Annotated in this window: 12 protein-coding genes; all 12 read right to left on the reverse strand. The window is 44.1% G+C overall.

The window, feature by feature from the left end; translation table 11 throughout:
- Positions 1-503 precede the first annotated feature (503 nt).
- The gene (gene lysS, locus FILTAD_RS00805) at positions 504-1,994 is read right to left on the reverse strand and encodes a lysine--tRNA ligase (protein WP_124068605.1); all 1,491 of its coding nucleotides are present in this window, start codon (positions 1,992-1,994) and stop codon (positions 504-506) included.
- Between the two features lie 350 nt (positions 1,995-2,344).
- Positions 2,345-2,860 (reverse strand): 2-amino-4-hydroxy-6-hydroxymethyldihydropteridine diphosphokinase, encoded by a 516-nt coding sequence (gene folK, locus FILTAD_RS00810; protein WP_124068606.1) that lies wholly within the window; start codon positions 2,858-2,860, stop codon positions 2,345-2,347.
- The gene (gene folB, locus FILTAD_RS00815; RefSeq protein ID WP_124068607.1) at positions 2,857-3,225 is read right to left on the reverse strand and encodes a dihydroneopterin aldolase; all 369 of its coding nucleotides are present in this window, start codon (positions 3,223-3,225) and stop codon (positions 2,857-2,859) included. The genes folK and folB overlap by 4 nt, the downstream gene beginning before the upstream one ends.
- An 11-nt stretch (positions 3,226-3,236) precedes the next feature.
- On the reverse strand, positions 3,237-4,013 hold the full coding sequence (folP, locus tag FILTAD_RS00820; RefSeq protein ID WP_124068651.1) for a dihydropteroate synthase: 777 nt from the start codon (positions 4,011-4,013) through the stop codon (positions 3,237-3,239).
- Between the two features lie 71 nt (positions 4,014-4,084).
- A complete protein-coding gene (pabC, locus tag FILTAD_RS00825; protein ID WP_124068608.1) occupies positions 4,085-4,942 on the reverse strand; it encodes an aminodeoxychorismate lyase in 858 nt (285 codons plus the stop codon).
- A gap of 4 nt (positions 4,943-4,946) precedes the next feature.
- Positions 4,947-6,359, reverse strand: a complete 1,413-nt coding sequence (locus FILTAD_RS00830) for an anthranilate synthase component I family protein (protein ID WP_124068609.1) — start codon at positions 6,357-6,359, stop codon at positions 4,947-4,949.
- Positions 6,360-6,462: 103 nt separating this feature from the next.
- Positions 6,463-7,389 carry a cysteine synthase A gene (gene cysK, locus FILTAD_RS00835; RefSeq protein WP_124068610.1) on the reverse strand — a complete coding sequence of 309 codons (927 nt, stop codon included), beginning with the start codon at positions 7,387-7,389 and terminating at the stop codon, positions 6,463-6,465.
- A 196-nt stretch (positions 7,390-7,585) separates the two neighbouring features.
- The gene (locus FILTAD_RS00840; protein WP_124068611.1) at positions 7,586-8,509 is read right to left on the reverse strand and encodes a peptidyl-prolyl cis-trans isomerase; all 924 of its coding nucleotides are present in this window, start codon (positions 8,507-8,509) and stop codon (positions 7,586-7,588) included.
- Positions 8,487-9,374 carry an Hsp33 family molecular chaperone HslO gene (gene hslO / locus FILTAD_RS00845; protein WP_124068612.1) on the reverse strand — a complete coding sequence of 296 codons (888 nt, stop codon included), beginning with the start codon at positions 9,372-9,374 and terminating at the stop codon, positions 8,487-8,489. The genes FILTAD_RS00840 and hslO overlap by 23 nt, the downstream gene beginning before the upstream one ends.
- Positions 9,375-9,390: 16 nt before the next feature.
- Entirely contained in the window at positions 9,391-10,155 is a 765-nt protein-coding gene (locus tag FILTAD_RS00850) for a type III pantothenate kinase (protein WP_203229609.1), read from the reverse strand.
- Between the two features lie 107 nt (positions 10,156-10,262).
- Positions 10,263-12,287, reverse strand: a complete 2,025-nt coding sequence (gene ftsH, locus FILTAD_RS00855) for an ATP-dependent zinc metalloprotease FtsH (protein ID WP_486599171.1) — start codon at positions 12,285-12,287, stop codon at positions 10,263-10,265.
- A 115-nt stretch (positions 12,288-12,402) separates the two neighbouring features.
- Entirely contained in the window at positions 12,403-12,945 is a 543-nt protein-coding gene (hpt, locus tag FILTAD_RS00860; RefSeq protein WP_124068614.1) for a hypoxanthine phosphoribosyltransferase, read from the reverse strand.
- Positions 12,946-12,967: the final 22 nt, after the last annotated feature.

The raw sequence follows: 12,967 nt of genomic DNA on the forward strand, positions 1-12,967 counted from the left end.
ATTAGGCACGCCGCCAGCGTTCGTCCTGAGCCAGGATCAAACTCTCCATAATAGAAGAAAATGAGTAGCTCATTTCTTGCTGGCATTAATTAAAAGAATGTATTTCAATCCTTCGTTAATGACAATTTGTATTTCTCCGCTCCAACAAAAGTTGGATGCTCAGAAATGTTTTGCGCGAGTACACTTGGTACTCTCGCTGTATTTCATTGACGTTTTGCTGTTCAGTTTTCAAGGTTCATATCGTTCTTTGTTAGCTGCTGTTGTTGTAGCAGCAACTCTTATATCTTATCAAGTTACATTCTCTTTGTCAACAACTATTTTTAACTTGTTTTTTAAGTCGTTTTCGTTGTTTTTAATATGTCGGAGAAGCAACGTTATTTACTATATCAGCTTATCTTATTTAATGCAACAATAAATTCAATATAAATTTCACAGTTCCTCTTAAATCTACAAAAACCGCCATACCAAGCTGTTACTACAGGCTTGGTATGGCGGTATGATTGTTATTCTTTTGGTCGCATTTGCGGGAACAGCAAGATGTCTCGAATAGACTGTGAGTTCGTCAATAGCATAACAAGGCGATCGATTCCGATTCCTAGACCACCAGTAGGCGGTAGACCATACTCAAGTGCTTCTATAAAGTCGTTATCCATGTCATGTGCTTCGTCATTTCCTTGTTCTTTCTCCACAAGTTGCGCTTCGAAACGTTGACGCTGATCGATTGGATCGTTCAGTTCCGTGAATGCATTCGCATGTTCACGACGAACAATAAATAACTCGAAGCGATCCGTGAATCGTTCATCCTCGGGATTTTTCTTCGCTAATGGTGAGATTTCAATCGGATGACCGTAGATGAATGTTGGTTGGACGAGCTGTTCTTCTACTTTTTGTTCAAAGAATTCATTCAACACATGTCCCACTTCCATCATTGGTGTAACCTCAACATGATGCTCTTTCGCGAGTGCGTGCGCTTCTTCTTTCGTCATCTCTTTCCAGAAATCCACACCACTATATTCTTTTACAGCATCAGCCATGTGGAGTCGTTTCCATCCAGGAGATAAGTCGATCATATCTTCCCCGTACATCACCTTCGTCGTGCCAAGCACCTCTTGAGCAATGTGAGAAATCATATTTTCCGTAAGTTCCATGATGTCTTTGTAATCAGCATACGCTTCATATAACTCAATCATCGTAAATTCCGGGTTATGACGTGTCGACATTCCTTCGTTACGGAACACCCGACCAATCTCGTATACTTTCTCAAGCCCGCCTACAATAAGGCGTTTTAAATGAAGTTCAATCGCGATACGCATGTACAATGTCATATCAAGCGTGTTGTGATGTGTAACGAATGGTCTTGCTGAAGCACCACCCGCGACGGAATGAAGCATCGGTGTTTCAACTTCAAGGAATCCTTGATCATCCAAGTAACGTCGCATGGACTGTATGATGCGACTACGTAGAATGAATGTCTCTTTACTTCCTTCTGTTGAAATCAAGTCAAGATAACGTTGGCGGTAACGCTGTTCGATATCTTTCAACCCGTGAAACTTCTCAGGTAATGGGCGGAGTGCTTTCGTCAAAAATGTAAAGGTTGTTGCTTTGATCGATAATTCACCGACTTTGGTTCTGAAAACCGTACCTGCAATTCCGATGATATCACCTAAATCCACAGTATTGAAAAGTTCGTAAGCCTCTTCACCGATTCCATCTTGTCTTACGTAAATCTGGATTTGACCACCAAGGTCCTGGAGATGTGCAAAACCAGCTTTCCCCTTACCACGTTTCGTCATGACGCGGCCCGCAATTGTTACTTCATGCTTTGTTTCTTCAAGTTCTTCTTTTGAAAGAGCTTCAAACTTTTCTTGAATTTCATTTGATAAATGAGTCCGTTCGAATTTCGAGCCGAATGGATCTAATCCACTTTCCCGTATATCATCCATCTTCTGGCGTCTCACCAAAAGCTGATCATTCAATTCATCCAATTGAGACATATCTTTCACTCCCTTATCATTTATCCGTTAAGTTGGATAGCATGTATCTATTGTACACAATTTAAGTGATTCAGACACACTTTACTTATGCGAGAAACATCGCAAGGCAACAAAAAGAGCCGCCATGGTGTATGGCAGCTCAAATTAGTTGTATTAAATAGCGTTCACGCTTAACATCTTTTGTTCACGCCCCATCTTCTCATCAGCAAAGTTGTTCAACAATGCTATCAAATCTGCGGTCGTTTCCATTGTATTAATGTGTTTACGTACTATCGCATTGCCACGTACGCCTTTTAAGTACCAATAATATTGCTGGTTTCGGCAATACTATATAGATAGGGACGAATTTGTCATCTATTATCCACGAAGTATGCGACTTCATTAATTTTCTTCCAAAGCTTTACACCCTTGTCCTTTGCAGCAGCTTCATCCGACAAAAGATTCTTCGAGACCGGATGGATGATTGAAGAATCCATCTCTAAAAGCGGTACCAGTACAAACGCCCGCTCTTGCATACGTGGATGCGGTACAGTTAGGGTCTCTGATTCAATGTTGTCGTCATTATACAGTAAGATGTCGAGGTCCGCAGTTCTCGGGCCCCATCGGACGTCACGGATTCTGCCTAGCCCCCGTTCAATCTCCTGACATATTTCAAGTAACTCCTGCGCATCCAACTTTGTCTTCACACATACGACCATGTTAAGAAAATCGGCTTGCTCTGTATACCCGACCGGAACCGTCTCGTAAATAGACGACGCCGCAGCAACCGTCACGCTATCATGTAAATGTAGGGCGCGTACCGCTTCCGTCAAATGATACAACCTATCCTCAATATTCGACCCGATCGAGATGTATCCGATATTCACGCAAACCGCCCCCTCGTAATTTCAACAGATACGGACGCATAATGACCCGCAATCGGAGGATCCGGTTTTATGAGTACAACACGGACGCCGAGAACCTTTTCCGGAAAGGTTCTCAGAATATCTGTCGCAATGTTTTCTGCAACTGTTTCAATGAGCTTTACGGGTTCCCCTTCAACAATCGCTCTGCACAGATTATAGACTTCAGCATAGTTGACCGTTTTATCCAGGTCGTCTGTTGAGCCCGCGTCTTGAAGGTCCGTCGCAAGCGATACTGTTACTCGAAAACGCTGACCAAGCTTTGTCTCTTCTTGCAACGCTCCGTGGTAGCCGTAAAACTCCAATTCATTCAAATGAATGTAATCCATTCCACTCGCCCCTATTCTTCTAAAACGGACTTCCCCGTTAAGATATCCATCATTTTCGCCATACGCGCGATCTCTTTTACATCATGGACTCGCATAATTTGGCAACCTTGCTCAATTCCGTAACAAACCGTTGCACCTGTCCCTTCCAACCTTTCACCGACAGGAAGTCCTAACGCATTGCCAATGACCGATTTCCGCGAAGTTCCTAGTAAAACCGGATAACCCATATTCGAGATTGTACGCAGCTGTTGCATGACAGCAATATTCTGCGCGGTACTTTTCGCAAAGCCAACGCCTGGATCGAGCCAGATATTTTCACGCTTCACACCGGCCGCGGTCGCAATTCCGATACTTCCTTCCAAGTCAGCAAGTACTTCATCCATGAACAATCCTTCGTACTCCGCTTTTTCACGATTGTGCATCAGTATAATCGGCACACCGTACCTTGTAGCGACATCAGCAATTGCAGGTTCCCGCTTCGCTCCCCACACATCATTGATGATATGCGCCCCTGCTTTGACCGCCGCCTCAGCGACATCTGCTTTATATGTATCGATTGACACGACGCAACCAAGTTCTTTCGTCAGTGCCTCAATAATAGGAACCGTTCGTTCGAGTTCCTGCGTCAACGAAACAGGCAAATGTCCCGGACGTGTCGATTCCCCGCCGACATCGATGATTTTTGCACCGTCGCGAAGCATCTCCTCTGCGTGTTTCAGTGCTTTATCTACACAGGCATATTTCCCACCATCCGAAAATGAATCGGGGGTCACATTCAAAATCCCCATAATGATTGTTTCTTTTTCGAAATCGATTTCTGTCTTTCCAAAATGGTACACATCACGCTTTTCAGCCAACTTCACCACTGTCCGCCTTCTTTCATCTCATCTATTGCTTTAACATATAGTTTGTGTAGTTTTTCATAGTACATGCCAGTTACGCCCGGAAACGGAATCCCTCCAATTTCCGATAGCGGCACGAGTTCTTGCACGGCATTCGTAACGAATACCTCATCCGCAGTTTCTACATCTTTCTTATTGTAAAGTCCTTCGTTCACATGTATCCCGGTGGATTGTGCATGCTCGATAACAAGGGCACGTGTTGTTCCTGATAGGATTCCCGTTTCGATAGAAGGTGTAAAGAGTTCCCCACGCTTCACCCAAAAGACATTCGATGTGATTCCTTCAGCGACGAAACCTTCCTCCGTCAAAAAAAGTCCTTCCACTTCTTTTAAAGAAGGTACCTCCAATCGCCCCCGTACATTGTTCAAGAAACTATGTGATTTGTGCCGCATAGCCCCTTCCTTTCGGTTGCGTGGTGTTTCGAGCCAGACAGCTTTCTTTTCCGCTCCCCGGGTTGTCTGCACCAACTCTTTCCTGAATAAAATGACGTTCGGTGTTTCGTATATGGAAGGAGCAAGACCTAAATCATGCACACCCGCAGAAACATTTAAACGGAAATAGCCATCTTGTTCGCCCGATAACTCATTAAGCCGTGCAACAGTCTCCAAAATCACAGAATCCTCATAAGGTAGCGTAATTTGAAACTCAATAAGCGCTGTTCGAAGTCTATCCATATGTTCGTCAAACAGTAGAACGTTACCGTCGTATGTGCGAAACGTCTCAAAGAACCCAACCCCGTAAAGAAAACCATGGTCAAATGGGGAGATCTTTAAGTCATCTGCTAAAACAAACTCGCCATTCATCCAGCACCACATACAATTACCCTCTTTCAACCATCGATTTCGCCTGCCAAAGTGCTTTTGCCTTGTTCAACGATTCGATGTATTCCGCTTTTGGAATTGAGTCAGCAACTAGACCTGCTCCCGCTTGGATATGCGCAATGCCGTCTTTGATGAAAGCTGTGCGGATGACGACATTTAATTCGAAATCACCGTTGAAGCCGAACCACCCAATGGAGCCTGTATAAAGTCCCCTTCTCGTAGGCTCCAGTTCTTCAATGATCTCCATTGTTCTAAGTTTAGGTGCACCCGTAATGGTACCGCCCGGAAATACACCTTTGACAATGTCCGCATTCGACATATTCTCTGCTGCTGTTCCCCGGACATTTGACACGAGATGCATGACATGCGAGTATTTTTCCACGACCATGAATTCGTTCGTTTCCACTGTTCCAGCTGCACAAACACGCCCAAGATCTTCTCGTTCCAGATCGACAAGCATGATATGTTCACCTTTTTCTTTTTCATTATCCAACAACTCCGTTTGAAGGGCCTCGTCCTCATTGTCATCCATTCCTCTTGGTCTTGTCCCTCCAATCGGGCGTGTGCTGAGTTCGTTCCCTCTTTTTTTCAACAGAAGTTCGGGTGAACCTGAGACAACATCGAATTCCGCGGAGCCGATTGACGCCATGTAAGGTGACGGATTGAATGAACGAAGGGCTTCGTACATATCAAGCGGATGTGCAGCAAGCGGCTTCGACTGTCTTACCGATAGATTTACTTGAATAACTTCCCCGTCTGCGATATACGTTTGCACGTCACGTACCATTTGTTCGAACTCGGGCCCTGTAACAGAAACGGCGACATCTTCCTGTCTTTCAATATCAATTGCTGTTTCCCCTGCTGTAAATTGTTGCTTTTCCATACCGATAGCTGCAGCAGTCTTCCATTCCGATTCCATGTCAGCAAGGTCAGCATCACTATCCGGCAACTTCATGAAATAGACCATTTCCCTTTCGATATCCAAGACCGCCCACTGATCGAATAAATAGAAGAACAAGTCGGGTGTGTCGAGATCATCTACCGTATCCTCGGTAATCGTTTCATAACGTCGTACATAGTCGTAACTTAGGAAACCGACAACACCACCTTGAAATTCCAGCATGTTCGGAATTGACTCCATTTCATATGACTTCGCAAACTCCGTCAGAAGTTCCAACGGGTCCCCTTCCCTCACTTCTTCCGAACCATTACGCCATTTGAGGTGCAATTTATCACCATCCTGCGACTGTAATGTGGCGAGCGGACCAATACCCGCCATGCACATCGTGCCACCTCGACCACTTTCAAGAAGTATATGTTGATCCTGCACTCGTGCCAATTCTTTATAGGCATAGAAAAACTGTTCTTTCGTCATTGCTATAGCTGTATACACTGGTGATTGTCCTTGCATATCGGTTTCCCCCTGATAACGATTGATACACCTATCTTAACGCTATTGAACTAATTTACGCTACAAAAAAAGAAGAAGCATAATTGCTCCTTCCCCGTGTCAATTATTCTTCATCAAACTGATACAACGGTGTACTTAAATAACGCTCACCATTTGAAGGGAGGATAGCAACCACTTTCTTACCTTTCCCTAACTTCTTCGCTACTTGCAACGCTGCATGAATAGCTGCTCCCGATGAGACCCCACCAAGGATTCCTTCTTCACGCGCGGCACGTCTGGCTGTATCGTATGCTTCGTCATTCGAAACAAGTATGATTTCATCGTAAATATCAGTATCCAACACCTTCGGGACAAATCCCGCCCCGATTCCTTGGATTTTATGCGGGCCAGGTTTTCCTCCTGATAGAATTGCGGAATCTGTAGGTTCGACTGCAATAATTTTGATGTCAGGGAAACGTTCTTTCAGAACACCGCCTACTCCTGTAATTGTACCACCCGTACCAATACCCGAGATGAACGCGTCCACTCGATCCATCACATCGGCAATTTCCGGTCCTGTAGTCAAACGGTGAACTTCAGGATTTGCCTCGTTGTTAAATTGCTGTGGCATGAACCATCCATTCTCTTTTGAGAGCTCTTCCGACTTCTCGATTGCCGCCTTCATACCGCCAGCACCCGGTGTCAAGATTAGGTCAGCGCCATATGCCCGCAACAGATTGCGTCGTTCCATACTCATTGTATCAGGCATAACAAGAACTGACTTATAGCCTTTTGCTGCCGCAATCATCGCAAGACCAATTCCTGTGTTACCACTGGTTGGCTCGATAATCGTACTACCTCCCTTCAGATCTCCCGACTTTTCAGCAGCTTCAATCATAGCGAGTGCAATGCGGTCCTTTACACTGGCACCCGGGTTGAAATATTCGAGTTTCAAATAAACCTCCGCATCGTCCGGACCTACCATTCTATTCATTTTAACAATCGGCGTCTTCCCAACAAGATCTGCAATTGAGTTTCCCAACAAATTCATTTTACCCTCTCCCTATCCCTACTAAATTGATATGCTTTGTTAATTTAATGATACTCCCCTATTGTATGCATTGTCAATCATTCGGAAATACACTTTCTTATGTTTTCCCTAATCCCGCAGACTTAATCCAGCAACAACTAGAAAAAGCTGCCTGGACCTACCGAGTCAAATCGGTATCCAGACAGCTTTCCATTCGTTATTTACCGTAAAACCATTTCGCATCAAATTCTTTCCAGAATGCTTCAGGGCTCACTGATTGAGGAAGTTGTTCAAGAGCTAGTTCGCGCTTAATATGATTCTTGACTTCATCAAACTTGAACGATTGCCCTTCAATCATTTCATTCACCCGGATAATCGCGTAAGTCCCATCATCCAGAGAAAGAATATCACTATTCTTTCCTTCTTTCGTACTCGCGGCTGCAGATACAATCGCTTTGTCGATTGTATCTGTCGATTCATTGATATAACCGATATCTCCGCCGAGACTTGCTGAAGACAAATCAGATGAACGTTCTTTTGCAAGCACTTCAAAACTGGATCCCTGGGATAACTCTTCCTTCGTTTGTTTCGCATCACTTTTAGAAGGCACAATAATGACCGATGTCCGATAACTCGGCAAGATGTGGTAGAGCGATGTGTTTTCATCGTAATGGGATTGGATTGCTTTGTCCTTCACGACGACATCTTTCGTTAGTACTTTTTCAAGAATAAGGTTAGAACGGATCATTTTTCGCATTTTTTTAATGTCCAAACCTGAATAGGATTGTCCATCAACTGAACGGATAAGAGCGAGTTCAAGGTCAATCTCCTTGTCTGTTACATCAATTTCATATTGCTCAGCAGCTGCTTCCATCACTTTGTTGTTCACAAGTTCCAGAAGAACATCACGCCCCACCTCTTTTTCCATTGCAGTCATCCACTGTTCCCGCATTATTGGTTCGCCCGCAACGGTTGCAACTTCCTCATCGACCTGTGTAGTTTTGTCGGGAATAAGCCAACCGATGAACCAAAAAACGTTAAAAGCAAAAAGGATTCCAATAAGAATGATAAGTGGTTTCGTCTTCAATTTACGCTTTCGCGGACTAACTAATTCAGATTCAGGATTCCGACCGTATTTCATGAATAAATCCTTCCAACTCTTCTTTCGGATAGACATACGTCTCCAAACAGAAATGACAATTTGCTTCTGCCTTGCCTTCCTCATCAATCATTTCTTGGATTTCTTTTTCCCCAAGTCCGATGATTGCGTTACCAAACCGTTCTTTTGAACAGTTGCAGCTGAATGAAACAGCCATTTGTTCAAGAATCTTAACGTTTTCGGAACCCAACACTTCATATAGAATTTCTTCAGGAGTAAGACCGCGAGCAATCAGTTTCGAAATCGGCTCGACGTTCGCAATACTCTTTTCAAGTTTTGAAATAGTCTCCTCGGATGCTCCCGGCATCACTTGAATGATAAATCCACCTGCCGCTTTCACGGAATTATCCGGGTTGACCAGAACACCAAGTCCGACTGCGGAAGGAACTTGTTCCGAAACAACAAAGTACTCGGTAAAGTCCTCTGCGATTTCACCGGATACAAGCGGGGTTTGTCCTGTAAAGAATTCACGGAGCCCCAGGTCCTTCACAACTGTCAGCATACCGGTAGTTCCGACTGCACGTTTGACATCGAGTTTTCCGACTTCATTCAAATCGAAGTGTGTCTGAGGGTTCGAAACGTATCCACGGACTTCCCCATGAGCATTCGCATCAATGATCATCGAACCAATCGGACCGCCCCCTTCGACTTTCACAGTCAATTTGTCTTTACCTTTCACCATTGCGCCCATCATGACAGTTGCTGTCATTGCACGCCCAAGTGCCGCAGTTGCGGTCGGCCACATGCCATGCCTGCGTTGTACCTCATTCACTGTTTCCGTTGAACGAGCTGCATAAGCGCGAATTGTTCCATCAAAAGCAAGTGCCTTTACTAAGTAATCACTCATTCATTCTCTACCCCTTTTATAAATTACGTTCGTAAATTAAATGAAGCCCTTTCAATGTGAGGAAATTATCGACAACATCGATGACCTCAGTTTCAGTTGCGATTAAATCGGCGAGTCCCCCTGTAGCGATAACAGTTGGTTCCACTTCACTTTGTGCTTTCATACGTGCCACTATTCCCTCTACTTGTCCTACATAACCATAGAGAATTCCAGCTTGCATGGCGGCAACGGTGTTCTTACCTACAATATGCTCCGGTCGAGCCAGTTCAATACGGGGCAATTTGGATGCCCGGTCGAATAGGGCTTCCATTGAAATCCCGATACCTGGAGCAATTGCTCCGCCCATATATTCACTTTTCTCATTCACATAGCAGTACGTCGTTGCTGTCCCAAAATCTACGATGATAAGCGGTGTACCATATTCATGAATTGCCGCTACCGCATTCACAATACGATCCGCTCCAACTTCCCGCGGATTTTCGTATTTAATATTAAGCCCCGTCTTCACACCCGGTCCTACGATTAGTGGTTTAATATTGAAATATTTTCTGCACATTTGCTCAAGCGGAAACATCACCGGAGGTACGACAGACGAGATGATAACTCCACTCACATCTTCAAAAGTCATTCCCACATGTGTGAAAAATGACTTCACTTGCATAGCATATTCATCTTCCGTCTTGTGTCTGTATGTTTCCATACGCCAATGGTATTTCAGTTGCCCTTGTTCGTAGACGCCAAGGACGATATTTGTATTTCCCGTATCCAACACTAAAATCATAATGGTTTCCTCACTATCTTCGACGTTTTCCAACACATCATACCATATAATATCCTATAGAAAAAAGCTGACTGTCTCAACGCAGACAGTCAGCTTTAATTTTTCAGTTAACCTTTTCGTTCTTCATCAATCGGTTTGAGCGGTTGTTCAGGATTCATGTCTTTTGGCAAATCGCCAATTGAGGGATCCGTTGGCGCCCCGGTCACATCAGGATTAGCTGCATCTTCACTTTCTGTAGCATCATTCTTATTGAGAGATATGCCGTTATCTTTATTTTCATAAGGACGATCTGGCAATGTACCATGATCTTTCAAGTGATTGATTTGCTCGGCGTCGAGTGTCTCGACTTCCAGAAGTGTCGTTGCGATTAAATCGAGTAGTTCCCGTTTTTCCGTAAGAATTTGTTTTGTGCGAGCGTATTGTTCTTTGATAATACGTTGCATCTCCTGATCGATTTCATAAGCAATCGATTCAGAGTAATTTTGTTCAGAGTTGAAGTCCCTACCAAGGAATACATTGCCGCCTTGTGCTTGACCGAACTGCATCGGTCCAAGCTTGTCACTCATTCCGTATTCCGTCACCATGGAACGCGCAATTCCTGTCGCACGTTGGAAGTCATTATGTGCGCCAGTGGAAACTTCGCCAAGAACAACTTCTTCTGAAACACGACCGCCGAGAAGTCCGGCAATCTTATCAAGAAGTTCCGGTTTCGTCATGAAGTAACGATCCTCTTTCGGTAGCATAACGGCATACCCACCCGCTTGACCTCGTGGAACAATGGTTACTTTATGAACGATTTCAGCATCATCCAGCATAAGTCCGACAACAACGTGTCCTGCTTCGTGGAATGCTACGATATTTCGTTCTTTTTCTGATATAACACGACTCGTCTTCGCTGGACCTGCAATAACGCGGTCTGTCGCTTCATCGATATCAGCCATATCAATTTTCAGCTTATTGCGTCTAGCGGCGACTAGTGCCGCTTCGTTCAATAGGTTTTCGAGGTCAGCGCCTGAGAATCCAGGGGTACGCTGTGCCAACGCCTTCAAGTTGACTGTATCGTCAAGTGGCTTATTGCGCGCATGTACTTCAAGAACTGCTTCTCTTCCCTTAACGTCCGGACGACCAACAGTGATTTGACGGTCAAAACGTCCGGGACGGAGAAGTGCGGGATCTAGAATATCAGGGCGGTTTGTTGCCGCAATGATGATAACTCCTTCGTTTTCACCAAAGCCATCCATTTCAACTAGGAGTTGGTTCAACGTTTGTTCACGTTCATCATGTCCGCCGCCGAGGCCTGCGCCACGTTGACGACCAACCGCATCGATTTCATCAATAAAGATTATACAAGGTGCATTTTTTTTCGCATTTTCGAATAGGTCACGCACACGAGAAGCACCGACACCGACGAACATTTCCACAAAATCAGAACCTGAAATTGAGAAGAATGGAACGCCTGCTTCACCAGCAACTGCACGAGCAAGCAACGTTTTACCTGTACCCGAAGGACCTACTAATAGAATCCCTTTAGGAATACGAGCACCGACTTCTGCAAACTTACGGGAATCTTTCAAGAAGTCAACAACTTCTACCAGTTCCGCTTTTTCTTCATCCGCTCCTGCAACATCCGTGAAGCGTACTTTCTTACGATCATCTGTATGAAGCTTCGCTTTACTCTTACCGAAGTTCATCATGCGACCGCCACCGCCGCCTCCACCTTGCGCCTGATTCAACAGGAAGAAGAATAGGATAAAGATGATGATAAATGGCAATAACCCCGTAAAGAAAGCAACCCAAGCACTTGTTTCAGGCGCTTTAAGGAAATCCACTTTTGTCATTTTACGAACATCATTCAGTAGCTCTTTATCATCTTGTGGAGCATTCGTTATGAACTGCTCCCCATCTTTGTACCCTTTCATTTTACCTGTCACTTCATAAACAAGCTGATCTGGTTGGAATGTTACATTTTCTACTTTCCCATCATTCAGCGCAACGATAAACTCACTGTAGGTAATCGGTTTCGTCTTTGGGTTTGTCTTGTTCAGTGAACTGAATATCCCCATAATCGCGAGAAAAACCAATCCATATAATAGAAAGTATCGAAATATTCGATTCATCCTAAACCTCCTCATTTCATTAAACAAAAACTAGTGTAAATCTTATCATAGGAAAGCGTTCATCTACAAAGGAAATGCCTTAAAAGAAAACCCTTTCCAACTCCTTGCGAAAGGGGTTATCGGGAGGCTATTAAAAAGAGTAAATTTCCTTTTTCAAAACCCCGATGTAGGGTAGGTTTCGATATTTTTCTGCATAATCCAGACCATATCCAACAACAAATGCATCCGGTACGATAAATCCAACATAATCAGCCTTCAAATCTACTTTCCGGCCCGTCGGCTTATCAAGAAGCGTTACAATTTTAATGGAGTTTGCTTTTCGGTACTTCATAAGATCGACGAGGTAACTAAGTGTTTTCCCGCTATCGATAATGTCTTCAATGATGAGTACGTCGCGCCCCTCAACACTTGTATTCAAATCTTTGATGATTTTCACTTCACCCGATGAAACTGTTGCATTTCCATAACTTGAAACATCCATGAAGTCGAGTTCGATGTAAGCATCGATTCGCTTGATAAGATCACTCATAAAAGGTAGAGCGCCTTTTAGTACGCCAATTGCAAGAGGAAACTTATCTTGATATTCATTCGTTAACATTGCACCTAGTTTCTCGACTTTTTCTTGAATCTCTTTTTCTGTTATCAACACTTCTTGAATATCCTTCTCTAACACCGAGACTCCTCCTCTTTCTCTC

Origin of the sequence: Filibacter tadaridae (genome assembly GCF_900609045.1) — a bacterium.
In the GTDB taxonomy this organism is placed as follows: domain Bacteria; phylum Bacillota; class Bacilli; order Bacillales_A; family Planococcaceae; genus Sporosarcina; species Sporosarcina tadaridae.

What these genes read in the sequence shown, in the direction of transcription:
- lysS (WP_124068605.1), bottom strand. Translation starts at nt 1,994, where the DNA reads ATGTCTCAATTGGATGAATTGAATGATCAGCTTTTGGTGAGACGCCAG.
- folB (WP_124068607.1), bottom strand. Translation starts at nt 3,225, where the DNA reads ATGGATTACATTCATTTGAATGAATTGGAGTTTTACGGCTACCACGGA.
- folP (WP_124068651.1), bottom strand. Translation starts at nt 4,013, where the DNA reads ATGGGGATTTTGAATGTGACCCCCGATTCATTTTCGGATGGTGGGAAA.
- pabC (WP_124068608.1), bottom strand. Translation starts at nt 4,942, where the DNA reads ATGTGGTGCTGGATGAATGGCGAGTTTGTTTTAGCAGATGACTTAAAG.
- FILTAD_RS00830 (WP_124068609.1), bottom strand. Translation starts at nt 6,359, where the DNA reads ATGCAAGGACAATCACCAGTGTATACAGCTATAGCAATGACGAAAGAA.
- cysK (WP_124068610.1), bottom strand. Translation starts at nt 7,389, where the DNA reads ATGAATTTGTTGGGAAACTCAATTGCAGATCTTGTTGGGAAGACGCCG.
- FILTAD_RS00840 (WP_124068611.1), bottom strand. Translation starts at nt 8,509, where the DNA reads ATGAAATACGGTCGGAATCCTGAATCTGAATTAGTTAGTCCGCGAAAG.
- hslO (WP_124068612.1), bottom strand. Translation starts at nt 9,374, where the DNA reads ATGAGTGATTACTTAGTAAAGGCACTTGCTTTTGATGGAACAATTCGC.
- FILTAD_RS00850 (WP_203229609.1), bottom strand. Translation starts at nt 10,155, where the DNA reads ATGATTTTAGTGTTGGATACGGGAAATACAAATATCGTCCTTGGCGTC.
- ftsH (WP_486599171.1), bottom strand. Translation starts at nt 12,287, where the DNA reads ATGAGGAGGTTTAGGATGAATCGAATATTTCGATACTTTCTATTATAT.